The 26,431-nt window shown below is 71.0% G+C and carries 20 protein-coding genes; 12 read left to right on the forward strand and 8 right to left on the reverse strand.

Annotation, left to right across the window (positions count from 1 at the left end):
* Positions 1-20: 20 nt before the first annotated feature.
* Both ACH4FH_RS15165 and ACH4FH_RS15170 read right to left on the reverse strand, forming a co-directional pair.
* On the reverse strand, positions 21-629 hold the full coding sequence (locus ACH4FH_RS15165; protein ID WP_398556265.1) for a methylated-DNA--[protein]-cysteine S-methyltransferase: 609 nt from the start codon (positions 627-629) through the stop codon (positions 21-23).
* A gap of 83 nt (positions 630-712) precedes the next feature.
* Complete coding sequence (locus ACH4FH_RS15170; RefSeq protein ID WP_398556266.1) at positions 713-1,597, reverse strand: glycerophosphodiester phosphodiesterase; 885 nt, start codon at positions 1,595-1,597, stop codon at positions 713-715.
* Positions 1,598-2,149: 552 nt separating this feature from the next.
* Here ACH4FH_RS15170 and uvrB point away from each other — a divergent pair.
* The 4 genes from uvrB (at position 2,150) to ACH4FH_RS15190 (ending at position 8,526) form a co-directional block, all read left to right on the forward strand.
* Positions 2,150-4,273, forward strand: a complete 2,124-nt coding sequence (gene uvrB / locus ACH4FH_RS15175) for an excinuclease ABC subunit UvrB (protein ID WP_398556267.1) — start codon at positions 2,150-2,152, stop codon at positions 4,271-4,273.
* Between the two features lie 244 nt (positions 4,274-4,517).
* On the forward strand, positions 4,518-5,096 hold the full coding sequence (locus tag ACH4FH_RS15180) for a TerD family protein (RefSeq protein WP_398556268.1): 579 nt from the start codon (positions 4,518-4,520) through the stop codon (positions 5,094-5,096).
* A gap of 116 nt (positions 5,097-5,212) precedes the next feature.
* Positions 5,213-7,273: a TerD family protein gene (locus ACH4FH_RS15185; protein WP_398556269.1), complete on the forward strand. Its 2,061-nt coding sequence runs from the start codon at positions 5,213-5,215 to the stop codon at positions 7,271-7,273.
* 269 nt (positions 7,274-7,542) lie between these two features.
* Entirely contained in the window at positions 7,543-8,526 is a 984-nt protein-coding gene (locus tag ACH4FH_RS15190) for a TerC family protein (protein WP_398556270.1), read from the forward strand.
* A gap of 75 nt (positions 8,527-8,601) precedes the next feature.
* On the opposite strand, the gene ACH4FH_RS15195 is transcribed toward ACH4FH_RS15190, so the two are convergent.
* From ACH4FH_RS15195 to ACH4FH_RS15205, 3 genes are all read right to left on the reverse strand, one after another.
* Complete coding sequence (locus tag ACH4FH_RS15195) at positions 8,602-9,660, reverse strand: S66 peptidase family protein (protein WP_398556271.1); 1,059 nt, start codon at positions 9,658-9,660, stop codon at positions 8,602-8,604.
* 149 nt (positions 9,661-9,809) lie between these two features.
* The gene (locus ACH4FH_RS15200) at positions 9,810-10,466 is read right to left on the reverse strand and encodes an MBL fold metallo-hydrolase (RefSeq protein WP_398556272.1); all 657 of its coding nucleotides are present in this window, start codon (positions 10,464-10,466) and stop codon (positions 9,810-9,812) included.
* Positions 10,467-10,475: 9 nt separating this feature from the next.
* Positions 10,476-11,219 (reverse strand): maleylpyruvate isomerase family mycothiol-dependent enzyme, encoded by a 744-nt coding sequence (locus tag ACH4FH_RS15205; protein ID WP_398556273.1) that lies wholly within the window; start codon positions 11,217-11,219, stop codon positions 10,476-10,478.
* Positions 11,220-11,912: 693 nt separating this feature from the next.
* On the opposite strand from ACH4FH_RS15205, the gene uvrA reads away from it, so the two are divergent.
* A complete protein-coding gene (uvrA, locus tag ACH4FH_RS15210; RefSeq protein WP_398556274.1) occupies positions 11,913-14,939 on the forward strand; it encodes an excinuclease ABC subunit UvrA in 3,027 nt (1,008 codons plus the stop codon).
* A 302-nt stretch (positions 14,940-15,241) separates the two neighbouring features.
* On the opposite strand, the gene ACH4FH_RS15215 is transcribed toward uvrA, so the two are convergent.
* Both ACH4FH_RS15215 and ACH4FH_RS15220 read right to left on the reverse strand, forming a co-directional pair.
* The gene (locus ACH4FH_RS15215; RefSeq protein ID WP_398556275.1) at positions 15,242-16,243 is read right to left on the reverse strand and encodes a carbohydrate kinase; all 1,002 of its coding nucleotides are present in this window, start codon (positions 16,241-16,243) and stop codon (positions 15,242-15,244) included.
* Complete coding sequence (locus tag ACH4FH_RS15220; protein ID WP_398556276.1) at positions 16,224-17,363, reverse strand: LacI family DNA-binding transcriptional regulator; 1,140 nt, start codon at positions 17,361-17,363, stop codon at positions 16,224-16,226. The genes ACH4FH_RS15215 and ACH4FH_RS15220 overlap by 20 nt, the downstream gene beginning before the upstream one ends.
* Before the next feature lie 362 nt (positions 17,364-17,725).
* Here ACH4FH_RS15220 and ACH4FH_RS15225 point away from each other — a divergent pair, with 362 nt between their 5' ends.
* Positions 17,726-18,136: a Rieske (2Fe-2S) protein gene (locus ACH4FH_RS15225; protein ID WP_398556277.1), complete on the forward strand. Its 411-nt coding sequence runs from the start codon at positions 17,726-17,728 to the stop codon at positions 18,134-18,136.
* A gap of 48 nt (positions 18,137-18,184) precedes the next feature.
* On the opposite strand, the gene ACH4FH_RS15230 is transcribed toward ACH4FH_RS15225, so the two are convergent.
* The gene (locus ACH4FH_RS15230; RefSeq protein ID WP_398556278.1) at positions 18,185-19,123 is read right to left on the reverse strand and encodes a hypothetical protein; all 939 of its coding nucleotides are present in this window, start codon (positions 19,121-19,123) and stop codon (positions 18,185-18,187) included.
* 241 nt (positions 19,124-19,364) lie between these two features.
* On the opposite strand from ACH4FH_RS15230, the gene ACH4FH_RS15235 reads away from it, so the two are divergent.
* The 6 genes from ACH4FH_RS15235 (at position 19,365) to whiA (ending at position 26,402) form a co-directional block, all read left to right on the forward strand.
* Positions 19,365-20,009: a papain-like cysteine protease family protein gene (locus tag ACH4FH_RS15235; RefSeq protein ID WP_398556279.1), complete on the forward strand. Its 645-nt coding sequence runs from the start codon at positions 19,365-19,367 to the stop codon at positions 20,007-20,009.
* A gap of 3 nt (positions 20,010-20,012) precedes the next feature.
* A complete protein-coding gene (locus ACH4FH_RS15240) occupies positions 20,013-20,879 on the forward strand; it encodes a hypothetical protein (protein ID WP_398556280.1) in 867 nt (288 codons plus the stop codon).
* Between the two features lie 310 nt (positions 20,880-21,189).
* The gene (uvrC, locus tag ACH4FH_RS15245; protein WP_398556281.1) at positions 21,190-23,427 is read left to right on the forward strand and encodes an excinuclease ABC subunit UvrC; all 2,238 of its coding nucleotides are present in this window, start codon (positions 21,190-21,192) and stop codon (positions 23,425-23,427) included.
* Positions 23,411-24,364, forward strand: coding sequence for an RNase adapter RapZ (gene rapZ, locus ACH4FH_RS15250; RefSeq protein ID WP_398556282.1), 954 nt, complete (start codon positions 23,411-23,413; stop codon positions 24,362-24,364). The genes uvrC and rapZ overlap by 17 nt, the downstream gene beginning before the upstream one ends.
* Positions 24,361-25,422: a uridine diphosphate-N-acetylglucosamine-binding protein YvcK gene (gene yvcK / locus ACH4FH_RS15255; protein WP_398556283.1), complete on the forward strand. Its 1,062-nt coding sequence runs from the start codon at positions 24,361-24,363 to the stop codon at positions 25,420-25,422. The genes rapZ and yvcK overlap by 4 nt, the downstream gene beginning before the upstream one ends.
* Complete coding sequence (gene whiA / locus ACH4FH_RS15260) at positions 25,413-26,402, forward strand: DNA-binding protein WhiA (protein WP_362916587.1); 990 nt, start codon at positions 25,413-25,415, stop codon at positions 26,400-26,402. The genes yvcK and whiA overlap by 10 nt, the downstream gene beginning before the upstream one ends.
* Positions 26,403-26,431 lie beyond the last annotated feature (29 nt).

Raw genomic sequence — 26,431 nt, forward strand, 5'->3', positions numbered from 1 at the left:
GCGGTCGGCGGGAGGAGTGGTCAGAACAGGGGAGCGGGGAGTACCCCCTCGAGGGCGAGCAGCAGGCGCTTGGTCTCCAGGCCACCGCCGAAGCCGCCGATACCGCCGTCGCTCGCCACGACACGGTGGCAGGGCACGATGATCGGGAGCGGATTGGAACCCATCGCCGCGCCGCCCGCGCGGGCGGCGCCCGGCTCCCCGACGCGGTCGGCGAGGTCCTGATAGCCGACAACGCTGCCGTAGGGGACGCCGTCGGCCAGGGCGTGCAGGACCAGGGCGGAGAAGCCGGCCGACAGGTCCCAGTCGAGGGGCACGGTGAAGGCCCGCAGCTTTCCGGCGAAGTAGGCGGTGAACTCGGTGGTGGCCGTCGCCAGATGAGGTATCTCGGCAAGCGGCGGTCCCCCGAACCGCTGCTCCAGCCGGGTCAGCGCGCGGCGGGCCGTCCGCTCGTCGGCATGGAAGACGACATGGACCAGGCCCTTCCGGGTCGCGGCGAGCAGCAGGGGGCCTATCGGGCTCTGCAGCAGGGTCCAGCCCCAGTCGTGCGGGGGCGCGCCCGCCACGCCCTGGCCGGTGTCCGGCGGCGTCGACCGGAAGGCTTCCTGGTCGTCCTGCTCTGCGTTCGTCACGTGTTCAGCGTAGGACCCACCACTGACAATGCGGCGGAGAGCGAGGCGGAGGCGTTCGCCCGCCCCGCTCCGCCGGCCGGGCGTCAGTCGGAGGCGCCCGCCAGGGCGTCCCGCACGACGTCGGGCTTGTTGGTGATGATCCCGTCGACGCCCATCTCGGCGACCTTGACGGCCCGCGCGCCGTCGTCGACGGTCCAGGTGTGGACCTCCAGGGCCCGGCCGTGGGGGCCCTTCAGGCCGTGCACGGCGGATACGTAGTCACGGGTGACCGCGTTGTGGTTCGGATTGATCTGGTCGCAGTACTCGGCGTATTTCGGCAGGTCGGCGACGGTGGGGTTGCCGAGGAAGCCGGTTTTGACGTCCGAGCGGAAGAAGTGCACGGTCTTGATGGCGTCGGCGTTGAAGCTCTGGATGACCAGGCGGCGCTTGACGTGCGACTTGCTCAGCCAGCCCTCGCGGCGCAGCTCGACGAGGGTCTGGAGTTCGATGCCCGGGTAGAGCTCCGGCGACTTGAGCTCCATCAGCAGCTTCTGCCCGTTGTGCTCGACCTCGTCCATGTAGGCCTCCATTGTGGGCACGCGCTCACCCTCGAACTTCTGCCCGAACCAGCTGCCCGCGTCCAGCTTCTCGATCTCGTTGAGCGTGAAGTCGGAGACATTCCAGGGCGCGCGGTCGGGGAACACCTGCTCGACGTCGGTCGTCCGGGCGAGCGAGTTGTCGTGCAGGATGACCAGCTCGCCGTCCTTGGTGCGCTGGACGTCGTTCTCGACCCAGTCGATACCGAGCCGGTGCGCCGCGTCGATCGAGGCGAGGGTGTTCTCCGGGGCGTACGCCGAGGCGCCCCGGTGGGCGAAGACGACCGTTCTGTGGCCCTCGGTCGCGGCGTGGGCGGCGGAGGGGGAGAGGATGAGCGCGGACAGACCCATGAGCGCAGCGGTGACGCCGGTGGCAACGGGGCGGATACGCATGCGGACTCCTCGTGACGTCGTGGAAGTGAGCAGACGTGCGGTGACGTGAACGGGTCGGATGAGCAGAGGCTGGCAGCCGGGCCGTAGCGGGAGGTAGGCGTGGGATGGCCAGATAATGAACGAGAAGCAGCAGCTTTTATGTGTTTGAGCGCCGAGGCGGCAGGATGCCCGGAGAGGGCGGTGCAACGGTCGTACGCCCCGACGTCGTCCAACTTGCCGGAGCCACGGCGTCCGCGCATCTCGGCCTATGGTTCGTCACCGCTCGTGCTTCTGACTGGTTTTGGTCTTGCGAGCCGGCGGGTGTTCTGTATATAGAGCCGAGAGCGACGCGCCCGGGGCGGATCTGCCGGAGAGCGCCGTACGCAGGGACGTCAGGGCGGGGTGGCGATGCCATGCCGGAGCCGGGGCTGTGCGCGGGAGGGGCAGGATATCGCCGAAGGGATGTGGCGGTGCACCGGCCGCGTCGGCCGCCGACCCGGGCCCGTGGGGTGAAATCGCAGGTCAGGGCAATTGCCACGCCGATTGTCAGTGCTGGGTCGTACGGTGGATTCCATGCGGCCCGTATCAAAGATCGAACGCACGGTGGCACCCTTCGAGGTCGTCAGCCCTTATCAGCCCAACGGTGACCAGCCGACGGCCATCGCCGACCTCGAGCGGCGCATCCGCGGGGGTGAGAAGGACGTCGTCCTGCTGGGCGCCACCGGCACCGGTAAGTCGGCGACCACCGCGTGGATGATCGAGAAGCTGCAGCGCCCGACGCTCGTCATGGCGCCCAACAAGACTCTCGCGGCCCAGCTCGCCAACGAATTCCGCGAGCTGCTGCCGAACAACGCCGTCGAATACTTCGTCTCCTATTACGACTACTACCAGCCCGAGGCGTACGTCCCGCAGTCCGATACGTACATCGAGAAGGACTCCTCCATCAACGAGGAGGTCGAACGGCTGCGCCACTCCGCGACGAACTCGCTGCTCACCCGGCGCGATGTCGTCGTGGTCGCATCGGTCTCCTGCATCTACGGCCTCGGCACGCCACAGGAGTACGTCGACCGGATGGTGCAGCTGAAGGTCGGTGACGAGATCGACCGTGACCAGCTGCTGCGCCGTTTCGTCGACATCCAGTACACCCGCAACGACGTCGCCTTCACCCGCGGCACCTTCCGGGTGCGCGGCGACACCATCGAGATCTTCCCGGTCTACGAAGAGCTGGCCGTGCGGATCGAGATGTTCGGGGACGAGGTCGAGGCGCTCTCCACCCTCCACCCCCTGACCGGCGAGGTCATCAGCGAGGACCGGGAGCTGTACATCTTCCCGGCCAGCCACTACATCGCCGGGCCCGAGCGGATGGAGAGGGCCATCGCCGGGATCGAGGCCGAGCTGGCGGACAGCCTGGCCACGATGGAGAAGCAGGGCAAGCACCTGGAGGCACAGCGCCTGCGGATGCGCACCACCTACGACATCGAGATGATGCGTCAGATCGGCTCCTGCTCCGGCATCGAGAACTACTCGATGCACATGGACGGCCGTGAGCCCGGTTCCGCGCCCAACACCCTCATCGACTACTTCCCGGACGACTTCCTGCTGGTCATCGACGAGTCCCATGTCACCGTCCCGCAGATCGGTGCCATGTACGAGGGCGACGCCTCACGCAAGCGCACCCTCGTCGAGCACGGCTTCCGCCTGCCGTCGGCCATGGACAACCGGCCGCTGAAGTGGGAAGAGTTCCTGGAGCGCATCGGTCAGACCGTCTATCTGTCCGCGACGCCCGGCAAGTACGAGCTCGCGCGCGGCGACGGCTACGTGGAGCAGATCATCCGCCCGACCGGTCTGGTCGACCCGCAGGTGGTCGTCAAGCCCACCGACGGGCAGATCGATGACCTGGTGCACGAGATCCGTACACGGACGGACAAGAACGAGCGGGTCCTCGTCACCACCCTCACCAAGAAGATGGCCGAGGACCTCACGGACTACTTCCTGGAGCTCGGTATCCAGGTCCGCTATCTGCACAGCGACGTGGACACCCTGCGGCGTGTGGAGCTGCTGCGCGAGCTGCGTTCCGGTGAGTACGACGTCCTGGTCGGCATCAACCTGCTGCGCGAGGGGCTCGACCTCCCCGAGGTCTCCCTGGTGGCGATTCTGGACGCCGACAAGGAGGGCTTCCTCCGTTCCGGATCCGCGCTGATCCAGACGATCGGGCGTGCCGCGCGAAACGTCTCCGGTCAGGTCCACATGTACGCCGACAAGATCACGGCGGCGATGGAGAAGGCCATCGAGGAGACCAACCGCCGCCGGGAGAAGCAGCTCGCGTACAACAAGGAGCGCGGCATCGACCCGCAGCCGCTCCGCAAGAAGATCGGTGACATCGTCGCGACGATCGCCCGCGAGGAGATCGACACCCGCGAGCTGCTGGGCTCGGGTTACCGCAAGCAGGCCGACGGCAAGGACGCCAAGGCGCCGGCGCCTGTCCCGGAGCTCGGTGGGAAGTCCAAGGGCGGCAAGGGCAAGGCGGCCCTGACGGACCGTCCCGCCGCCGAACTCGCCGGGATCATCGAGGAGATGACGGAGCGGATGCGGGCCGCGGCGGCCGAGCTGCAGTTCGAGGTCGCCGCCCGGTTGCGCGACGAGGTGGGTGAACTGAAGAAGGAGCTGCGGCAGATGCGGGAGGCCGGGGTGAAGTAGCGGGCAGCAGCGCCCGGCACCCGCCGGACGGGGCGCCCCACTCGGGCGTGCCCGAGCGGGGCCCGCGCCCGCCGGCAGAGGGGTTTCGCTGTTGTCTGCGAGACACAGCGGGCCCCTTCCCCCGATGCCTGCTGTGTCGCAGAAGTGCCACAAAAGGAGGGCCTGGCGGCTTCTCGGCCCGACGTTCTGCGTAGGGTCGATGAGGCCGCCGGAACGGCGGCCCAGCACAGAGAGGGGACGGCGCGTGTCGGTCAATTTGTCCAAGGGACAGGGCGTCAGCCTGCAGAAGTCCGACGGAGGGACCCTGACCGCGGTGCGGATGGGGCTGGGGTGGCGTTCCGCGCCGCGCCGCGGGCTCTTCGGGCGGCGCACCAAGGAGATCGATCTCGACGCCTCGGCGGTGCTGTTCGCCGGCAAGGAGCCCATCGACGTCGTCTTCTTCCGTCACCTCGTCAGCGACGACGGCTCGGTCCGGCACACCGGTGACAACCTCGTCGGCGGCGCGGGGCAGGGCGGCGACGACGAGGCAATCCTGGTCGACCTGTCCCGGGTCCCGGTGCACATCGACCAGATCGTGTTCACCGTCAACTCCTTCACCGGGCAGAGCTTCACCGAGGTGGAGGACGCCTTCTGCCGTCTGGTCGACGAGACCAACGGACAGGAGCTGGCCCGGTACACCCTCACGGGTGGCGGCAACTACACCGCGCAGGTCATGTCGAAGGTGCACCGCGTGGGCGACGGCTGGCAGATGACCGCGATCGGTGAGCCCTCCAACGGCCGTACCTTCCAGGACGTGGTGCCGGCGATCGTGCCGTATCTGTAGCCACCTCCGCAGTCATGCGGGGAGCGGCAGCGCGCACCGGGCCGCGCGGCCGCCACGCTCCGGGCCGTCGGCGCCCGGGGCCGGTCCGGGACGTACGACAACCAGGGGGAACAACGATGACGGCCGAGCTGGTCCGGGGGCAGAACCATCCGCTGGACCGCACCCGTGTGGAGATCCGTGTGGTGGCGGGCCGGCCCGTCGTGGCCGGGGTGACGCTCGGGGACGAGCAGGGCAGGCTGTCGGGCGCCGACGCCGTGGCCCACCCGGGGGCACCGCGGCTCACCGGCATCGAGGTCCCCCGTCAGGCCGCCGTCGAGCACCGCCTCGCGGTGGATCTCGACGCGCTGTCCGAGGACGTGCACCGCGTGAGTGTGCTGCTGGCCCTGCCCGGGAGCGGCGGCATGAGCGGGTTCGGCGCGACCGCCGCGCCCTCCGTCACGGTCACCGGCCTGGACGGCAGCGGGATCGCCGGCTACACCCTCACCGGCCTCGGCGCAGAGTCCGCCGTCGTCGCCGTTGAGCTGTATCGCAGGCAGGGCGCCTGGAAGGTGCGTGCCGTGGGGCAGGGGTACGCCGACGGACTCATCGCGATGCTGCGTGATCAGGGGTTGCCGCAGGCCGCCGAGTTGGCCGCGGAGATCGAGGCGGCGGTCAGCCTGGGCCATGCGCGGGCGGTACCCGCGCCCGCCGCGGCGAGCCGGGCGGAACAGCCCGGGGCCCCGTCGGGCGACGTGGAGCACTCCGCTCCGGCAGCCGCTCCGGGCCCGGACAGCACCGTGCCATCCGCTTCCCCGGGCAGAACGCAGTCCTCCGTCCAGGCCGGCCCGGCAGCGGCCACCCCGCCCCCGGCCGCACCGGTGCCGTCCACGCCCCCGGGAGACGGCGGCCAGGGCGGCGGCCCCATCGACTACCGGCACCCGAAGCGCCGCACCGCCCCCGCACCGTCCACGGCGCCCGGGCCCGCGCCGTCCGCGGCGGAGGGCCCCCCACCGCCGGTGGCCGGTGACGCCGCCGGCTGGAGCATGGAGGAGCGGCTCTACAACCAGGTCTGGGGCATGTTCGAAGACCTGGCCCGGTCGGTCTCCGCCTACCGCAGCGCGTCCGGCTTCGCCGAATCGCGCCTGGAGCAGGAGCTCGACAAGGCCCTGGCCGACCCGCGCAACCGCCTCGGGACGGCCGCCGACACCGCCCGCGCCACCGCCCGGGACCGGCACGCCTCCCTCGTCGCGCAGGCACGCGCCGCCCTCGACCGCGACCTCGCCCAGCTCACGGCCGAATCAGACGTCGTGGAGCCCGCGCTGCCACCCGCCTTCGCCCGCTGGGACAGCCCCGTCTGGCAGGGCTACCACGTCCCGCTGGAGCCCCCCATGGCGCTGCGCCTGGGCGATCTGCATCTCCCGGAGGTGCTGGATCTGCGCATCCCCATGCTGGTGCGCCTCCCTCTGGAGCGCGGCCTGTGGATCGACAGCGGCCGCGGTGCATACGCCCGCGACAGCGAGGAGCCCGAGCGGGAGTACGGGCGCCGGGAGCTGGGCAGCGCGCTCACGGACGGGCTGCTGGACGAGGCGGAGCTGCGCCGGCGCGCGATGGAGACCGCGGTGGCGGTCGCCGCCCGGCTGCTCGCCATTCACCCCGCGGGCGAATTCGTGGTCCAGGTCATCGATCCCGGCGGCGGCGCGGCGTCCGCGCTCGCGCCGCTGCGGGAGTCCGGCGCCCTGCGTGAGGCACCGGCGGCCGGGGCCAAGGGTGTGGTCACGGTCCTGGAGGCGCTGACCCGGCGGGTGGACCTCGTTCAGATGGCCGTGCGCAACAGGGTGGCGGACGCGCTGCCGCCCGACGTGGACACCGCCGAGCACCTGCTGCTCGTGCACGACTTCCCGCACGGTTTCGATGACCGGGCTCTCACCCAGCTCCGCTATCTCGCGGACGAGGGACCCGCGGTCGGGGTGCATCTGATGATGGTCGCCGACAGGTCCCAGGCGCAGGAGTACGGCCCGATCCTGGACCCGCTGTGGCGGTCCCTGCTGCGGATCACTCCCGTGCCCGACGCGCATCTGGCCGACCCCTGGGTCGGCCATGCCTGGACGTACGAACCGCCGCTCCCGCCGAAGGGCAGCCAGGTGGTCCGCCAGGTCCTGGGACGGCTGGCCGAGGCACGGCGTGGCGACCGGCGGTGATGCCCTTGGCCGCCGCCGCGACGTATCGGCAAAGGCCCCTGACCAGCAACTTTGCCCATTTCTTTACTAAGCCTTGGGCTTCCTTTACTCTTTAGGGGCGGAGGGGAGTATTCCCGCTGCGACGTACCCGTCATCACGGATTGAGAGTGTGACGAGATCCCGGGGCGTCGGCCCGTCTCAAGGACCGCGAGCAGTCGCGGTACCGGGTGGAAGAGACCTCCGGCAGCGACGACGCTGTAAGTGCCGTACGACTCTGCCGGAGGAGCAGCGTGGACGTTTCCCTGAACATGTGGGCATTGACCATTCTTGGTCTGTGCGCCCTCATCGCCGCCGATTTCTTCATCGGCGGCCGCAAACCGCACGAGGTCTCCCTCAAGGAGGCCGGCATCTGGACCGGCGTCTGGGTCGCGCTCGCCGGGCTGTTCGGCCTCGGCCTGCTGGTGTTCGGCGGCGGTGCCCCCGCCGGTGAGTTCTTCGCGGGCTTCATCACCGAGAAGTCCCTGAGCGTGGACAACCTCTTCGTCTTCGTTCTGATCATGGCCAAGTTCGCCGTCCCGGCGATCTACCAGCAGCGCGTGCTGATGGTCGGCGTGCTGATAGCACTGGTCCTCCGGGCCGGCTTCATCGGCGCCGGTGCCGCGATCATCGCCAACTTCTCCTGGGTCTTCTATCTCTTCGGCGCGTTCCTCATCTGGACGGCGTGGAAGCTGATCAAGGAGGCGCGGGCCGAGGAGCAGGACGAGGAGTTCGAGGAGAACCGCGTCCTGAAGATGGTCGAGAAGCGCGTGCCGTCGACCGACACCTACCACGGCACCAAGCTGTTCATCGTGGAGAACGGCAAGCGGCTGATGACGCCGATGCTGATCGTCATGCTGGCGATCGGCACCACCGACGTCCTCTTCGCGCTGGACTCCATTCCGGCGATCTTCGGCCTCACCCAGGACCCGTACATCGTCTTCACCGCCAACGCCTTCGCGCTGATGGGTCTGCGGCAGCTGTACTTCCTGATCGGCGGGCTGCTGAAGAAGCTGGTCCACCTCTCGTACGGCCTGTCGATCATCCTCGGCTTCATCGGTGTGAAGCTGGTGCTGCACGCCCTGCACGAGTCGGGGGTGGGCGTCCCGGAGATCAGCATTCCGGTCTCGCTGGGTGTCATCTGCGCCGTCCTCGTCGTCACCACGATCACCAGCCTGCGCGCTTCGAAGAAGCAGACGGCGGCCGAGGCGGAGACCAAGAGCAGCATCGACGCCTGAGATCCGCACCGCCGACGGCGGCCGGTACCGCTCCCGCCGGAGCGGTACCGGCCGCTTTCGCGCTCGGGCCGCCTGTCAGTACGTGACCGTGATCCGCCGGGCCTGCCCGTCAACCCGGATCGTGCCTCCGCAGGGAATCACCAGCTGCGGATCGGTGTGCCCGAAATCGACGTCGAAGACCGCCACCATCTCCGGCGCATACGCGGTCAGCGCCCGCAGCACCGCCGCGCGCTGCTCCCGCACATACGACGCCTTCGCCTCGGCGGAGTGCCGTTGGGACAGCGACCACGCCTTCGGGCGGGCCATCAGCAGAGCACCGAACCGCCCGAGGAGACCGCGCTCGCCCATGCTGCGCAGCACGTAGTACACATCGTCGGCACGCGGCAGCTCCTCGGATGTCTCCAGGAAGAGCACGCCGCCGTCGTCGAAGTCGGTGGCGGCCCCCATTTCCCGGTCCGCCATCAGCATCCAGGACAGCACTTCCAGATTGCCGCCCCAGCTGCTGCCCTCCACCACCCGTTCCGGCCCGTGCCAACTCCAGCCGTTGCCCTGCCACATGGCGGGCTCGGAGGCGAAGGTGTCCGGGGCGGCCCAGTCGCCGTCCTCGTCCGTGTAGTGCGCGGCAGGCCGCAGATCGTACGGGCCCGAGGTGAACAGCGCGGCACGCAGCGACTCGGCGGTGAGCGGGTGCAACGCCCCGGGGCGGCCCAGTTCGCACATCACCGAGGCACCGTGGAAACCGACGATCCCGGTGTTGCGCAGGTAGGCCAGCAGGGCGGTGCCGTCGCTGTAGCCGAAGAACGGCTTGGGGTCGGCGCGGAACACCGCACGGTCCAGGTGCGGCAGGACGGTGAGCTGGTCGTCACCGCCGATGGTGGTGAAGACCGCCCTGATCTCCGGGTCCGCGAACGCCGCGTGCAGGTCGTCGGCCCGCTCCTGCGGCGAGGCGCCCTTGCGCAGCGTGGACGGATACGTGACCGGTCGCAGTCCGAACTCCTTCTCCAGCCGGGCGAGGCCGAGTTCGTACGGCAGCGGCAGCCGTGCCGCGAGGTCCGACGACGGGGACAGCACGGCGACGCGGTCACCGGGCCGGGGCTTGGGCGGATACACCGGAGAGGGGCGCAAAGGCAGCATGGCGTGAGGCTAAGGGGCGGACGCCGGGCTCGCAGCTCTATTACGGGCCTCCGACCAGGAACGCGGACGCGGAAGCCCGCACGCGGAATTGCCGCGTGCGGGCCCGGACGTGCTCGCCTCCATGCGCACCTGCTCGTTGTCGCGAGGCGCTACCAGCCGCGCTCGCGCCACTCCGGCAGGTGCGGACGCTCGGCGCCGAGTGTGGTGTCGTTGCCATGGCCCGGGTAGACCCAGGTCTCGTCCGGCAGTTGGTCGAAGAGCTTGGTCTGCACGTCGTCGACGAGGCTGGCGAACTGCTCGGCGTCGCCCCAGGTGTTGCCGACGCCTCCGGGGAAGAGGCAGTCGCCGGTGAACACGTGCGGGGCGCCGTGCGGGTCGTCGTAGACCAGCGCGATGCTGCCCGGCGTGTGGCCCGTCAGGTGACGGGCGGTCAGCTGCACCCGGCCGACGGTGAGGGTGTCGCCGTCGTTGACCAGCACGTCCGTGGGGACGGGGATGCCCTCCGCGTCGAACCGCCCCGCGTACGTCCGCGCACCCGTCGCATCGACCACCTCGCGCAGGGCGCCCCAGTGGTCACCGTGCTGGTGCGTGGTGACCACGGAGGTGATGCCGCTGTCGCCGATCAGTGCCAGAAGGGTGTGCGGCTCGGCGGCCGCGTCGATCAGCAGCTGCTCGTCGGTCGCCCGGCACCGCAGCACGTAGGCGTTGTTGTTCATCGGACCGACCGCGACCTTCGAGATCATCACGTCGGTCAGCTCGTGCACGTCGGCCGGTCCGCCGACCTTCACTGCTCCGCTGTAGCCCATGGGGCCACCTTAGAGCGGCGGGACGGCGGGCAGGGCGGAGCCCTGTGGGTCGAGTTCGGTTCCGTCCATCCGCCCCGTGAGCCAGCCGACCAGGGCCGCGGCTGAGCCCGTCACCACCACGGACGGGGCCCCGGCGCTCGCCGTGGCACCGCCGCCCCCGGTGCGCCACATGCGGCCGTCCTCGGTCCGCAGTTCCAATGCCGGCAGCTGCGGATGCCGGATGAACTTCACCGTTGCCAGGAAGTCCAGCTCACTGCTGAGGAAGGCGGGCGGCAGCTCGGCGACGGAGTAGCCGACCCCGAGGTCGACGTGATGCAGTTCGACCTCCGCCAGCCGCCGCAGCGGCAGCCGGTCGGCCCGTTCGACGACGCCGTTGCGCATCTCGACCTCGTACGCCCGGCGTTCGCTGGGCAGCGCGTCCACCGCCGCGTCGAACCGCGCGGCGCTCTCCCGCAGGTCCTCCAGATGTGTCGCCAGCGGTCGGTCGGCGTCTCGGGCGATATCGCCGTCGCGGGCCGCGGCGCTGGTGTACATGGGCGCCGGGACTCCCGTACGCGCCCAGGTGAGGAGGTTGACCAGTGCGTCCGCGTTGCGCGCGAGGTGGGCCAGGACGTGACCGCGGGACCAGTCCGGGAGAAGCGACGGTTCGCCGATCGCCTCGTCGTCGAGCTTGCCCAGCGAGACGAGCAGGCGGTCGGTGGCCTCGCGGACAGCTGCCGCGTCGTGCGGGAAGTCTGGCGGAGTGAGGGTCATGGGCCGACGCTAGCGCCGCGACGGCGAGTTCGGGAGTCGGCCGACACAGATCCATGGCGTACGCGGGTGGTGCGCGAGGGGCGGGCGAGTCACCGCGACCGGCCGCCGTACCACCGGGCGACGGCGGAACGAGAGGGCGGCGGGGCTTCCGCGTGCGCAGCGTGAGGTGGCCGAGGAGATCGCGGAGACGGTTGCCGGAGCGCGGGGACGCCGGCCGGCGCGGTCGTGGAGCCGCCTGGGCCGGGTGTGAGGTACGCGACCCTGATGCGTGGCCGGCACTGATGCCGATCATGGCGGCGTACGGCGTCGGGCGCGCCGGAGCCGTGGCGCGGCAGCCGGTGGGTGACCTGGTGGACGTTGTGGCCGTTGAACAGGCTGCGGTGCTGCGACGCAGGTTCTCTGTGCCGGGGCGGGCGCCGCTGGACCGCCCGAGGGCCGGGGCCCAGGCCGCGGCGTACGGGCGGCGGGCCGGGCGGGAAGGAAACGGCGCCGCCACACGTTTGGGTGAAGGGTGCTATCGAGCACCGTAAATCGAATGCGCGTGCTATAGGCTCGTGTAGGCATCACTAAGACAGTGCCGCGGCGGTCCCCATACCCTGGGGCGTGGGCTCCGCTCCGCTCCGCCGCCTCTGCTCCACCGAGCGGCGGACGCAGGGCCGCGGCTCCCCCCCTCTCCAGAAAGGTGCGACCGGCGTGGCCGACCGTCTCATCGTCCGTGGCGCTCGCGAGCACAACCTCCGCAACGTCTCGCTCGACCTCCCCCGCGACTCCCTCATCGTCTTCACGGGGCTCTCCGGGTCGGGCAAGTCCTCGCTCGCGTTCGACACGATCTTCGCCGAGGGGCAGCGGCGCTATGTCGAGTCGCTCTCCTCGTATGCGCGGCAGTTCCTCGGGCAGATGGACAAGCCCGATGTGGACTTCATCGAGGGCCTGTCCCCCGCGGTCTCGATCGACCAGAAGTCGACCTCGCGCAACCCGCGCTCGACGGTCGGCACGATCACCGAGGTCTACGACTACCTCCGCCTCCTCTTCGCCCGCATCGGCAAGCCGCACTGCCCCGAGTGCGGGCGGCCGATCGCGCGGCAGTCGCCGCAGGCCATCGTCGACAAGGTCCTGAAGCTCCCCGAGGGCAGCCGCTTCCAGGTGCTCTCCCCCCTGGTGCGCGAGCGCAAGGGTGAGTTCGTCGACCTCTTCTCCGACCTCCAGACCAAGGGCTACAGCCGGGCGCGTGTGGACGGGGAGACGATCCAGCTCTCCGAGCCGCCGAAGCTGAAGAAGCAGGAGAAGCACACCATCGAGGTGGTCGTCGACCGCCTCACGGTCAAGGAGTCCGCCAAGCGCCGGCTGACCGACTCGGTGGAGACCGCCCTCGGCCTCTCCGGCGGCATGGTCATCCTCGACTTCGTCGACCTCGACGCCGACGACCCGCAGCGCGAGCGGATGTATTCCGAGCATCTGTACTGCGCCTACGACGACCTGTCCTTCGAGGAGCTGGAGCCCCGCTCCTTCTCCTTCAACTCGCCCTTCGGCGCCTGTCCGGACTGCACCGGCATCGGCACGCGCATGGAGGTCGACCCGGACCTGATCGTTCCCGACGAGGAGAAGTCCCTCGACGAAGGAGCGATCCACCCCTGGTCGCACGGCCACACCAAGGAGTACTTCGGCCGGCTGGTCGACGCCCTCGCGGACGCCCTCGGCTTCCGTACGGACATTCCCTGGGCCGGGCTGCCGCAGCGCGCCAAGAAGGCCCTGCTGCAGGGCCACCGCACCCAGATCGAGGTGCGCTACCGCAACCGGTACGGCCGCGAGAGGGCCTACACCACCCCCTTCGAGGGTGCCGTGCCGTTCGTCAAGCGCCGGCACAGCGAGGCGGAGAGCGACAGCAGCCGGGAGCGCTTCGAGGGCTACATGCGCGAGGTGCCGTGCCCGACCTGTGAGGGGACGCGGCTCAAGCCGATCGTGCTCGCCGTCTCCGTCCAGGAGAAGTCGATCGCCGATGTCGCGGCCATGTCGATCAGCGACTGCGCCGACTTCCTGCGGGACATGAAGCTCGACGCCCGCGAGAAGAAGATCGCCGAGCGGGTCCTCAAGGAGGTCAACGAGCGGCTGAAGTTCCTGGTCGACGTCGGCCTGGACTACCTCTCGCTGAACCGCGCCGCCGGCACCCTGTCCGGGGGCGAGGCCCAGCGCATCCGCCTCGCCACCCAGATCGGCTCCGGCCTCGTGGGTGTGCTCTACGTCCTGGACGAGCCGTCGATCGGCCTGCACCAGCGCGACAACCACCGGCTCATCGAGACCCTGGTCCGCCTGCGCGACATGGGCAACACCCTGATCGTCGTCGAGCACGACGAGGACACCATCAAGGTCGCCGACTGGGTCGTGGACATCGGCCCGGGGGCGGGGGAGCACGGCGGCAAGGTCGTGCACAGCGGCCCCATGAAGGAGCTGCTGACCAACAAGGATTCGATCACCGGGCAGTATCTGGCCGGCAAGCGGGCCATCGCGATGCCCGACATCCGTCGTCCCGCCGACCCGACCCGGCAGCTGACGGTGCACGGCGCGAAGGAGAACAACCTCCAGGACATCGACGTCTCGTTCCCGCTCGGTGTGCTGACCGCCGTCACCGGAGTCTCCGGCTCCGGCAAGTCGACGCTGGTCAACGACATCCTCTACACCCACCTGGCGCGCGAGTTGAACGGCGCCAAGTCGGTGCCGGGCAGGCACACCCGGGTGGCGGGCGATGACCTGGTGGACAAGGTCGTGCATGTCGACCAGTCGCCGATCGGCCGGACCCCGCGCTCCAACCCGGCCACGTACACCGGTGTCTTCGATCATGTCCGCAGGCTCTTCGCGGAGACGATGGAGGCCAAGGTCCGCGGTTACCTCCCCGGACGCTTCTCCTTCAACGTCAAGGGCGGCCGCTGCGAGAACTGCTCCGGCGACGGCACGATCAAGATCGAGATGAACTTCCTGCCGGATGTGTATGTGCCGTGCGAGGTGTGCCACGGCGCGCGCTACAACCGCGAGACGCTGGAGGTGCACTACAAGGGCAAGTCCATCGCCGAGGTGCTGGACATGCCCATCGAGGAGGCGCTGGACTTCTTCGAGGCGGTGCCGACCATCTCCCGGCATCTGAAGACGCTGCACGAGGTCGGTCTGGGATACGTCCGCCTCGGCCAGTCGGCACCGACCCTCTCCGGCGGTGAGGCGCAGCGGGTGAAGCTGGCGAGCGAACTCCAGAAGCGTTCCACCGGCCGCACGGTCTACGTCCTGGACGAGCCGACGACCGGTCTGCACTTCGAGGACATCAGCAAGCTGATCTCGGTGCTGTCCGGACTGGTCGACAAGGGCAACTCGGTGATCGTCATCGAGCACAACCTCGACGTGATCAAGACGGCGGACTGGGTCGTCGACATGGGCCCCGAGGGCGGCAACGGCGGTGGACTGGTGGTCGCCGAGGGCACGCCCGAGGAGATCGCCGCGATCCCCGCCAGCCACACCGGCAAGTTCCTGCGGGACATCCTCGGCGACCGCGTCAGCGACGCCACGCCCGCCTCGAAGCCGGCGAAGAAGGCCGCGGCGAAGAAGCAGCCGGCCAAGAAGGCCGTGTCGGCCGCGGCGAAGAAGTCCTCGGCGAAGGTCACGGCACGGACGGCTTCGGCCAAGAAGGCAGCACCGGCTGCCGCCAAGAAGACGACGCGGGCCCGCCGGGCCTCCTGACGCCGCAGCGCGGAACTCCGGGCCGCCATCGCTCCTCGTCACGGAGCGGTGGCGGCCCGTTGCCGGTTCGGCACCGTTCGGAGCGGAGCCGGATCTTTGGGGCACGGCCTCAGGGCGCGATGGCGGGACACGGGCCGGTGACACCGTCCGGCCGCCCGGACCGTCCGCGGGCGCCCAGACCGTAGAGGGCGAGCAGCGACCAGCCCGGCGCTGGGCGGGGAGCCGGCGACCAGCGAGCCGACTCCCGGTGAGCAGGGCCCGGGACGAGCAGCTGCCGGCGGTGCGCCGTCCCTTCCCCCCACCTACGCCAGGAGTTCCGCCGCGTACGGGGGCTCGGCGCCGGCGCGGGAGCAGGTGACGGCGGCCGCTCGGGCGGCGAAGCCGAGGATGTCGCGCCAGTCCTCGGCACCGAGCGCGGCGACAGCGGTGTGGGAGAGGGCGTCGTGCGCGTCGAGCCGGTGCAGCAGCGCGGCGTTGACGGTGTCGCCCGCGCCGATGGTGTCGACGACCTCGACCTGGTCCCCGGGCACGCTCACGTCGTCGCCCCCTTGGGTCAGAACCGTCAGGCCGTTGCCGCCGCGCGTGATGACGATCGCTGCGGAACCCGCACCCAACCAGCCCTTCGCCGCCGCGGTGACCGCCTCCCAGGCACCGTCCACCCCGCCGTCCGCGCTGCCCTGGGCGTCCGACGGCGAGCCGGTCTCCGCATTCGCCAGCCAGCGCGCGTCCTCCTCCGACATCTTCAGCAGGGTGACGTGGGGGAGCCAGGAGGCGAAGCGGGCGCGATAGGCGGCGGGGTCGGCGATCAACCCGGCACGGATGTTGGGGTCCAGCGCGGTGAAGACGCCGCGTCGCGCCTCGCGGCGCAGCAGGGCCTCATAGGCGCTCGCGCCCGGTTCCAGGACGAGTGAACAGGTGCCCAGGGACAGGGCGCGGGCGCCCTCCGGGAGCGCCGGCGGCAGGGTGAAGAGGCGGTCGGCGGTGCCGTCGACGTAGAAGCCGTAGCCGGCCGAGCCGTCCGGGCTGATGTCCGCCAGGGCGAGGGTGGTCGGCTCGGAGCCGCGCTCCACCATGGAGGCGTCGACCCCACCGTTCCGCAGCCCCTCCACCAGCGCCTCGCCGAAGGCGTCGGTCGAGATCCGGGAGCAGAACGCGGTGGGCGAACCCAGACGCCCCAGGGCGATCGCGGTGTTGTACGGGCCGCCGCCGCGGCGCGGCAACAGCGCGGGCAACTGGCCGTCCCCGGACGTTTCCCGGGGGCTGGGGACGAGGTCGATCAATGCCTCACCGGCGACGACGATCACGGGTGCGGTTCCTTTCCTGTGGGGCTTCGCCGACGGCCGGGGTGCCGGCCGGGCGGGTGGTCGCGGCCGGTGCTGCGGCCGGTGCTGAGGCCGGGTGGCCGGCGTCCGCCGTACCCGGCGCGGGAGCGGGGCAGCCGCACGACGAACGGTGAACCAGGGTGCAGGGGAGCCGGATGGTGCGCGGTGGCCGCTCCGGCTCCTCCAGGCGCTCCAGCAGGAGCCGGACCGCGGTGGCTCCGATCTCCTTGCTGGGCTGCGCGATCGCGGTCAGCCGTGGCGTGAACAAGTCGGCCCAGGAGAAGTCGTCGAAGCAGGCCAGTGCCATGTCGCGGGGGACCTGGAGGCCACGCTCGCCGAGCGCACGCAGCGCGCCGATGGTCATCGCGTTGTTCGCGGTGATGATCGCGGTGGGCGGTTCCGGTGCGGCGAGCAGCCGGCGGGTCGCCTCCTGAGCCCCCTCCGCCTCGGAGTTGCCGCCGGCGAGCAGTTCGGGGGCGAACGGCAGACCGCGGGCGCGCAGCCCCTCGCGGTATCCCTGGACGCGCTCGGTGGTCGTGCTCAGCCCGGGGAGCCCGGCCACCATGCCGATCCGGGTGTGCCCAAGACCGGCCAGATGCTCGACCAGCTGACGTACCGGGCCGGTGCTCTCGGCGCAGACCTGGTCCTGGCCGTCGTCGACCAGCCGGTCCAGGAAGACAGCTGGCACCTCGCGCCGGGTCAGGTACCCGACCATCTCGGCTGGCGCCGCGGACGGCGCGACGATCATGCCGTCCACCCGCCGTTCGTGCAGCAGTTGGACGACCTTGCGCTCGTGCACGGGGTCGTCGTGCGGATCGGCGATCAGCAGGCTGTAGCCGGCCTCCAGGGCGCCGGCCTCCACGCCCTGGAGGATCTCGGTGAAGTACGGGTTGCTGATCGCGGAGACGGCCAGGCCGATCGAGCGGGTGCGCGAGGTGACCAGGGAGCGGGCGAGGGTGTTGTGGGTGTAGCCGAGCTCATCGATGGCGCCGAGCACCGCGGTGCGGGTGGCGGGGCGTACCGGCCGGGTCTCGTTGAGCACATGCGAGACCGTGGCGACGGAGACGCCCGCGCGCCGGGCCACATCGACCATCGTTGCCATCCGGTTCTTCCTTCCCGATCGTGCGCCATCACGGCGGTGCCGCTGTGCGGTGCTCCTCGTGGTGCCGGCACCATCACAACACACGCGTAAACGCTTGCGTAAGCGTTTACGCTCAGAATCTTGCCGGAGGTGGAGCGGGGCGAACAACGCGAACGGGCGAGGGGCCGTCCTCGCGCGGGGGCGGCGCTGGAGTGCACCGGCGCACGCACCCGCGCGAAGTCCGAGGAGGCGCAGCGCCGCTGACCACGGCGCGTCGGCCGCCCGTACGCCATGCAGCCCGCCGCGGTGGTCGGGCCGCCGGAAGCGGAATGACCTGTATCGGTATCGTCGGCGGCGGACACCCTCGGACCTCTGGAGTAGCCATGCGCCAGCCCCCCGCCCGTCGAACCGTGCTGCGGGGGGCCGCCCTCGCGGGCGCCGCCGGTTTCGGGGTGGCGGCCTGCTCGGGGGGCTCGGAGGAGGGTGCCTCGGCGGTGCCCACCGCACCGGTCGATCTGGGCGCCGCCGCCGAGGTGCCGGTCGGCGGCGCCAAGCTCTACCGCGAGGACCGGCTGGTCGTATCGCAGCCCGCCAAGGGCGAGTTCAAGTGCTTCAGCGCCAAGTGCACCCACGCGGGCTGCATCCTCGCCGAGGTCGACAAGGCGGAGGGCAACTGCGTCTGCCACGGCAGCCGCTTCGACGTCACCACCGGCAAGGTCATCGAGGGCCCGGCGACCCGGCCGCTGCCCGAGGTCCCGGTGAAGGCCGAGGGCGGAAAGCTGATCGCGGGCTGAGGCCGCGCAGGGCGCGCGAGCCGGACGGTGGCGGACGCCCCGAGCCCGTCAGCCCCAGTCCCAGCCGATCCCCAGTATCCCGGGCCGCACGCCCTGCTCCACGAGGTGGACCGCGCGATGCCGGCCGTTGAGCGTCAGCTCCTGCCTGCCGGTGCGCGGGGCGCCGGCCGACGCCTGGGCGAAGCGGCGGCAGCGTACCGGCAGGGCCGCCTCGTCGAAGTGCACCTGCAGGACGTACTGGCCGCCGGCGAAGCTGAAGCCGCGGATGTACTCGGCGCTCGGGCCGCCGCTGCCGTCCTCGAAGACATATCCGAAGACATGGGTGTCGCCGGCCCGCAGTCGCGCGTCGAAGAGCAGCTCGGCGACCACCACCCCGGTGTCCGCGTCCCCGCGCACCCGCCCCAGCCGGCAGTTCTGCACGGCGCGCACCGCGACCCGGGTCGGATCGCAGCCCGCGTCGCCGCGGTGGATGGCGACGTAGCGGTCCACGCCGTCCCGGTGGGCGCGGACCACCTGCAGCGATTCGCGTTCGCTCAGCTCGCGTCCCGGCCCGATCCGTACCCGTTCGTGATGCCCCACGGTGTGCAGACCACCGTCCGCAGGGGTCTCCAGCTCGGTGAACAGCTGCCGCAGTGCGTCGGCGGGCGCCACCAGCGAGCGGTAGGAGCGGCCGGCCGGGCGCTCGGCCTCCGGGCGGGCCCCGCCCTCGGGCTCCAGCAGCCGGTGCAGTGACTGTGCGGGCAGGCCTAGCACCTCCTCCAGGGCGCGGACCGCTCGCAGCGACTCGGGGCGCTGCGGCCGCCGGGCCCCTTGCTGCCAGTAACTCAGACTGGTCACCCCGACCTTGATGCCGCGCTCCGCGAGCTTGTGCTGGACGCGGGTCAGGGCGAGGCCGCGCACGGTGAGCGCACTGCGCAGGGCGAGATGGAACGGCCCGGTGCGCAGCAGCTGTTCCAGCTCGGCCGACTCGGGGGTCTTCTGTGCCATTGCCTCTATCCTCCGGCGCGCGGGTGAACGTTCACAACCGGGACGCACGCCGCGCGCCTTTCCTGCCTGGTCACTGCAGGACGCGTGCCGCCGGCCGTTCACATCCGGGCCCGTCCGTCCACACCCCCATGTCATCCCGCATTGAAGCGTGTTGACCTCCCCGCGACAACACCCGATGCTCCTCAGCAGCATCCGGATGCGCTCCTCTCACCCCCTTCACCCCCCTCACGGGAGGAACGCCATGACCCGTGCACCCCTCGCACGTCGTTCGCGCCGCAGATGGCTGTCGGCCGCGGCGCTCACCGCCGCGGCGCTGACCACGCTCCCCGGCGCCACCGCCTCAGCAGCCGCGCTCCCGGCGCACGCCGTCACGAAGGCCGGCCCGACAGCCCCCACCGCGTCGCTCGCCGCCAACCGACTCGACATCTCGATGCAGGCCCAGGAACAGAGCAACTGGTGCTGGGCCGGCTCCGGCAACACCATCGCGGCCTGGTACGGCAAGAATTACAGCCAGAACCAGTTCTGCAACGCGGCGTTCAACCGCCAGCAGGGCACCTCCTGCCCCAACAACCAGGCCACGCTCGGCAATGTGCAGAACGCCTTCGACTGGATGGGCATCAACTCCGGCTCGTACGTCACCGGATATCTGCGCTACAGCACCGTGCAGAGCGAGATCAACGCCAATCGGCCCATCGAGACCCGCATCCAGTGGTCCTCCGGCGGCGGCCACATGCATGTGATCTACGGCTTCGACACGGACCGCAACTGGGTCTACTGGGGCGATCCGTGGGGCTCCAACAGCCGGTACAACTGGGGCGATTTCGACTACTACGTCAACGGCAGCTCCTTCTCCTGGACGCACTCCCTCTACCGGATAGGAGCCTGAGCCGTGAGGAAGCACACCGCCATACGCGCGGCCGCCACCGGAACACTCGCCACCGTCCTCATCGGCCTCGCCCCGCACGTCGCGCTGGCCGCCGACAGCCCCGCGCCGCCGAAGGGCCCGGCCCGTACGAGCCTCGCCGCCGCGCACGAGGTCGCCGCCGCCCCCGCCACCCTGGCCACCCTCGCCCGGTTCTTCGCCCGTGACGAGGCCCGCGGCGCCGCCGGCGCGACCGCTCCCAGGACGGCGACCGCCCCGCGCATCGAGGGCGAGGCGGTCCCCGTGTACGTCCTGTCGCCCGACTTCGTCCGCGGCAATGCCGACGCCCCCGTCGCCCGGCTGGAGTTCCTCGCCAGCAAGGCCGTGGCGGCCGACGGCGAGAAGGCCTCGGTGTGGACCGTGCGCCGGGGCGCGGGCTGGCAGGTCGTCAACATCGCCAGCGGCGACGACGAGACCCGCTACACCCGCGCGGGGGCCGCGAAGGGTGGTGCCGGCACGGTCTTCCACGAGCCGCAGATCGACGCCTGGTACGTGCAGCGCGGCGACCGTGTCGAGCCGCTGGACGCGGAGGCGCGGCAGGCCGTCGGGCCCCACGGCACCAGTGTCGCCGCCTATCGGAAGCGGGTGGCGAAGGCGTACGGCGACAAGCTCCCCGGCTCCGCCTACGACAAGCGCGGCGAGGCCGGCGGCTACGGCCCGCAGTCCGAAGGGGCCGCCAAGGAGAGCGCCCGCAAGCAGCAGGCCGAGGCCGCCGCCGTGCCGGCGAGCGACGACATGCCGGTGACCGCCGCCTCGACCGTGGCCGGGCTCGCGGCCCTGCTGGCGCTCGGTCTCTCCGGCACCGCGGCGCTGCGCAGGAGGCGCGCGCGGTGAGTATCCGCCCGGCCTGCGCCCGCCGCTGATCCGCCACCTCCCCACAGGCGGTCGGCGTGGCCACCGGGCGCCGTATGAACGCGCAGGGGCCCCGGTCCGCCCACGACGGCGGACCGCGGTCCCTGCGGTCCACTGCCGTGCAGTGCGGTCCACTTTCGGGGGGTGCCGCCGCCCGCACGCGCTGAGCGGCGCACGGCGGCGGCGAGTGGCGGCGCACTGTTCGCAGACCGCTCTCCGGGCCGCACCGGCGTGGCCGGCCGGGAGGCGATCCGGCCCGTGAATGTCAGTGGCGGTCAGTAGGGTGGTGGTCATGGCAGACCCCAGTAGCTACCGACCCAAGCCGGGACAGATCCCCGACTCGCCGGGGGTCTATAAGTTCCGCGACGACCACGGCCGCGTCATCTACGTCGGCAAGGCCAAAAGCCTGCGCCAGCGCCTGGCCAACTACTTCCAGGACCTGGCCGGGCTCCACCCCCGCACGCGCACGATGGTCACCACCGCCGCCTCCGTGGAATGGACCGTGGTCTCCACCGAGGTCGAGGCGCTCCAGTTGGAATACAGCTGGATCAAGGAGTTCGACCCGCGCTTCAACGTCAAGTACCGCGACGACAAGAGCTATCCCTATCTCGCGGTGACGCTCAACGAGGAGTTCCCCCGCGTCCAGGTCATGCGCGGCGCGAAGAAGAAGGGCGTGCGCTACTTCGGTCCCTACGCCCACGCCTGGGCCATCCGCGAGACCGTCGACCTGATGCTGCGGGTCTTCCCCGTGCGCACCTGCTCCGCCGGGGTCTTCAAGCGCTCCGCCCAGATCGGCCGCCCCTGCCTGCTCGGCTACATCGGCAAGTGCTCCGCCCCGTGCGTGGCGCGTATCTCGGCCCAGGAGCACCGCGAACTCGCCGAGGATTTCTGCGACTTCATGGCGGGCCGCACCGGTGCGTACATCCGCCGCCTGGAGCGGAAGATGCAGGACGCCGCCGAGGAGATGGAGTACGAGAACGCCGCCCGGCTGCGCGACGACATAGTCGCGCTCAGGCGGGCGATGGAGAAGAGCGCCGTGGTGCTCGCCGACGCCACCGACGCCGATCTCATCGCCCTCGCCGAGGACGAACTCGAAGCCGCCGTCCAGATCTTCCACGTCCGCGGCGGCCGGGTGCGCGGCCAGCGCGGCTGGGTCACCGACAAGGTGGAGGCGGTCGCCACCGCCGACCTCGTCGAACACGCCCTCCAGCAGCTCTACGGCGAGGAGCAGGGCGACGCCGTCCCCAAGGAGGTGCTGGTCCCCGCGCTTCCCGAGCCGGTCGAGCCGATCCAGCAGTGGCTCTCCCAGCGCCGCGGCGCCCAGGTCTCGCTGCGCATCCCCCAGCGCGGCGACAAGAAGGACCTGATGGCCACGGTCCAGCGCAACGCCCAGCAGTCCCTCGCGCTGCACAAGACCAAGCGGGCCTCCGATCTGACGACCCGCTCCCGGGCGCTGGAGGAGATCTCCGAGGCTCTCGGCCTGGACTCGGTGCCGCTGCGCATCGAGTGCTTCGACATCTCCCACCTCCAGGGCGAGGACGTCGTCGCCTCGATGGTGGTCTTCGAGGACGGCCTCGCCCGCAAGAGCGAATACCGACGCTTCCAGATCAAGGGCTTCGAGGGCCAGGACGATGTCCGGTCCATGCACGAGGTCATCGGGCGCCGCTTCAAGCGCTATCTCCAGGAGAAGCAGAAGTCCGGCGAATGGACCGAGGAGCCGGCCGCCGACGCCCACGCGGAAGACGAAGGAAGACCGCCCGGCGGCGGTGCGGCGGTCGGCGACGGCACGTCCGCTCGCAACGGTGCGGCGTTCGCCGGAGCAGCGGCCCCGGCTGCCACCGAGGCCCTCACCGACCGGGTCACCGCGGGCACAGGCTCCGTGGAAAGCTCCGCCGGTTCCGGGGTGGTGACCGCGGTGGAACTGGAGCCCGACCCCATGGGCGGCCGCGCCACCGACGAGGAGGGGCGTCCCAAGCGGTTCGCCTATCCGCCCCAGCTCGTCGTGGTCGACGGCGGCGCCCCGCAGGTCGCGGCCGCCCGTCGGGCCCTCGACGAACTCGGCATCGACGACGTCGCCGTCTGCGGCCTCGCCAAGCGCCTCGAAGAGGTCTGGCTGCCCGAGGACGACGACCCGGTGGTGCTGCCGCGCAGCAGCGAGGGCCTCTACCTCCTCCAGCGCGTCCGTGACGAAGCACACCGCTTCGCCATCAGCTACCAGCGCAGCAAGCGCACCAAGCGGCTCAAGGCCTCACCGCTCGACGCCGTCGCCGGTCTCGGTGACAGCCGCCGACAGGCCCTGCTGAAGCATTTCGGCTCGGTGAAGAAACTGCGGGCCGCGACGATCGACGAGATCTGCGAGGTCCCCGGCGTCGGCCGCAAGACCGCGGAGACGGTCGCCGCGGCGCTGGCCGGGGCCGCGCCGGCCGCTCCCGCGGTGAACACCGCCACAGGAGAGATCATTGAGGATGACGGGGCCGCACCGGCTGCGTTGTCCCGGAACGGGGGCAGGAACGATGAGCACACCGCGTGAAACGCAGGAAACCGAGAGAGACGGTGCACAGGTGAGTACGGGCACGATGCGCGAGTCCGACCAAGGTGAGAGCACCGCGATCCCCGAGCTGGTGATCATCTCCGGCATGTCGGGGGCCGGCCGCAGCACCGCGGCGAAGTGCCTGGAGGACCTCGGCTGGTTCGTCGTCGACAACATCCCGCCCGAGCTGATCCCGCCGATGGTCGAGCTGGGCGCCCGCTCGCAGGGCAACGTCGCACGGATCGCCGTCGTCGTCGACGTCCGCGGCCGCCGCTTCTTCGACAACCTCAAGGAATCCCTGTCCACCCTCGACGGCCAGAACGTCCGGCGCCGCGTGGTGTTCCTGGAGTCCTCCGACGAGGCGCTGGTGCGCCGCTTCGAGTCGGTGCGCCGCCCGCACCCGCTCCAGGGCGACGGCCGGATCGTCGACGGCATCGTTGCCGAGCGCGATCTGCTGCGCGAGCTGCGCGGCGACTCCGACCTGGTCATCGACACCTCCAGCCTCAACGTCCACGAATTGCGCGCCAAGATGGACGCCCAGTTCGCCGGCGAAGAGGTCCCCGAGCTGCGCGCCACGGTCATGTCCTTCGGCTTCAAGTACGGCCTGCCGGTCGACGCCGACATGGTCATCGACTGCCGGTTCATCCCCAACCCGCACTGGGTCCCCGAGCTGCGCCCGTTCACCGGACTCAACGAAGAGGTCTCCAACTACGTCTTCAGCCAGCCCGGCTCCAAGGAGTTCCTCGACGGCTACGCCGAGCTGCTGCGCCTGGTCGCCGAGGGCTACCGCCGCGAGGGCAAGCGCTATGTGACGATCGCCGTGGGCTGTACGGGCGGCAAGCACCGCAGCGTGGCGATGTCCGAGAAGCTCGCCCGCAGGCTGGTGTCCGAAGGGGTGGAAACCGTCGTCGTCCACCGGGACATGGGGCGCGAGTGACCGGGCGAGCGCCGCGGCTGCGCCGGGTCCGCAGGCTGGTGCCGAGCAGTCGTATGACCAGGGGCGCCACGCCCAAGGTGGTGGCGCTCGGCGGCGGCATGGGCCTGTCCGCCTCGCTCACGGCACTGCGCCGCATCACCGGCGACCTGACCGCCGTGGTCACCGTCGCCGACGACGGCGGCTCCAGCGGCCGGCTCCGCGACGAGCTGGGCGTGCTGCCACCCGGCGACCTGCGCAAGGCGCTGGCCGCGCTGTGCGGGGACGACGACTGGGGCCAGACCTGGTCGCGGGTGATCCAGCACCGCTTCCAGAGCGAGGGCGAACTGCACGACCACGCCGTCGGCAACCTCCTGATCGTCGCCCTGTGGGAGCAGCTCGGCGACCACGTCCAGGCGCTGGACCTGGTCGGCAAGCTGCTCGGCGCGCACGGCCGGGTGCTGCCCATGTCGGCCGTGCCGCTGGAACTCCAGGCCGAGGTCAAGGGCCATCACCGGGATCGCCCGGACGAGGTCAGCACGGTCCGAGGCCAGGCCACCGTCGCGCTCACCCGCGGCGAGGTGCAGTCGGTCCATGTGGTGCCCGACGAGCCGCCGGCCGTCCCCGAGGCGGTCGCCGCGGTGCGCGACGCCGACTGGGTGGTTCTCGGCCCCGGCTCGTGGTTCTCGTCCGTGATCCCCCATCTGCTGGTGCCGGAATTGCGTGAGGCGCTGGAGGAGACCAAGGCCCGAAAGGTCCTTTCGCTCAACCTTGCGCCCCAACCGGGCGAAACCGATGGCTTCTCACCGCAGCGTCATTTGGAGGTTTTGGCCCGACACGCCCCTAAACTCGCCTTCGACGTGGTGCTGGCCGACAGGGCCGCCGTGCCCGACATCGAAGGTCTGACGGTTGCCGCCAAGCAGCTCGTCGGCAGCGAGGTCGAGCTGGCGGCGGTCGCCGCACAAGGAGACGACGCCCGGTCGACGGCCGGGGGAGCCCCCGACCGGCACGACCCGGAGCTGCTGGCAGCCGCGTACGACCGTATTTTTCGGATGCATGGAAGGATCGGCCCATGGCGATGACGGCTGCGGTGAAGGATGAAATCTCCCGGCTCCCCGTCACCCGGACCTGCTGCCGGAAGTCGGAGGTCTCGTCGATCCTGCGGTTCGCGGGTGGTCTGCACCTGGTCAGCGGACGCATTGTGATCGAGGCGGAGCTGGACACGGGCATCGCGGCCCGGCGGCTCCGCAAGGACATCCTGGAGATCTTCGGACACTCCTCCGACCTGGTGGTGATGGCCCCCGGCGGCCTGCGGCGCGGTAGCCGCTACGTCGTCCGCGTGGTGGCCGGCGGTGATCAGCTCGCCCGGCAGACGGGTCTGGTGGACGGCCGCGGCCGTCCCATCCGGGGCCTGCCTCCACAGGTGGTCTCGGGGGCGACCTGTGACGCCGAGGCGGCCTGGCGCGGCGCCTTCCTGGCGCACGGCTCGCTCACCGAGCCCGGCCGCTCCTCCTCCCTGGAGGTCACCTGCCCCGGCCCCGAGGCGGCCCTCGCCCTGGTCGGCGCGGCCCGCAGGCTCGGTATCGGGGCCAAGGCCCGCGAGGTGCGCGGTGTGGACCGCGTCGTCGTCCGTGACGGGGACGCGATCGGCGCGCTGCTGACGCGCCTCGGCGCCCATGAGTCGGTGCTCGCGTGGGAGGAGCGGCGGATGCGCCGCGAGGTCCGCGCCACCGCCAACCGCCTCGCCAACTTCGACGACGCCAACCTCCGCCGCTCGGCGCGGGCCGCGGTCGCCGCGGGCGCCCGGGTCCAGCGGGCCCTGGAGATCCTCGGCGAGGAGGTACCCGAGCACCTTGCGGCGGCCGGCCGGCTGCGCATGGAGCACAAGCAGGCCTCCCTGGAGGAGCTGGGCGCCCTCGCCGACCCGCCGCTGACCAAGGACGCGGTCGCCGGCCGTATCCGCCGCCTGCTGGCGATGGCCGACAAGCGCGCGCAGGATCTCGGCATCCCCGGCACCGAGTCCAACCTCTCCGAAGAGCTGGCCGAGGGCATGGTCGGCTGACGCTCACCGGCTCGTCCGCAGCCCCGCTC

The organism is Streptomyces sp. NPDC017993 (genome assembly GCF_044328065.1).
Classification (GTDB): Bacteria; Actinomycetota; Actinomycetes; order Streptomycetales; family Streptomycetaceae; genus Streptomyces.

Excerpts from the sequence above, each read along its gene's own strand:
- uvrC (WP_398556281.1), top strand. The coding sequence starts at position 21,190 with ATGGCAGACCCCAGTAGCTACCGACCCAAGCCGGGACAGATCCCCGAC.
- ACH4FH_RS15195 (WP_398556271.1), bottom strand. The coding sequence starts at position 9,660 with ATGCTGCCTTTGCGCCCCTCTCCGGTGTATCCGCCCAAGCCCCGGCCC.
- ACH4FH_RS15185 (WP_398556269.1), top strand. The coding sequence starts at position 5,213 with ATGACGGCCGAGCTGGTCCGGGGGCAGAACCATCCGCTGGACCGCACC.
- ACH4FH_RS15225 (WP_398556277.1), top strand. The coding sequence starts at position 17,726 with ATGCGCCAGCCCCCCGCCCGTCGAACCGTGCTGCGGGGGGCCGCCCTC.
- ACH4FH_RS15205 (WP_398556273.1), bottom strand. The coding sequence starts at position 11,219 with ATGACCCTCACTCCGCCAGACTTCCCGCACGACGCGGCAGCTGTCCGC.
- ACH4FH_RS15235 (WP_398556279.1), top strand. The coding sequence starts at position 19,365 with ATGACCCGTGCACCCCTCGCACGTCGTTCGCGCCGCAGATGGCTGTCG.
- ACH4FH_RS15220 (WP_398556276.1), bottom strand. The coding sequence starts at position 17,363 with ATGGCAACGATGGTCGATGTGGCCCGGCGCGCGGGCGTCTCCGTCGCC.
- uvrB (WP_398556267.1), top strand. The coding sequence starts at position 2,150 with ATGCGGCCCGTATCAAAGATCGAACGCACGGTGGCACCCTTCGAGGTC.
- ACH4FH_RS15230 (WP_398556278.1), bottom strand. The coding sequence starts at position 19,123 with ATGGCACAGAAGACCCCCGAGTCGGCCGAGCTGGAACAGCTGCTGCGC.
- whiA (WP_362916587.1), top strand. The coding sequence starts at position 25,413 with ATGGCGATGACGGCTGCGGTGAAGGATGAAATCTCCCGGCTCCCCGTC.
- ACH4FH_RS15200 (WP_398556272.1), bottom strand. The coding sequence starts at position 10,466 with ATGGGCTACAGCGGAGCAGTGAAGGTCGGCGGACCGGCCGACGTGCAC.
- rapZ (WP_398556282.1), top strand. The coding sequence starts at position 23,411 with ATGAGCACACCGCGTGAAACGCAGGAAACCGAGAGAGACGGTGCACAG.
- ACH4FH_RS15170 (WP_398556266.1), bottom strand. The coding sequence starts at position 1,597 with ATGCGTATCCGCCCCGTTGCCACCGGCGTCACCGCTGCGCTCATGGGT.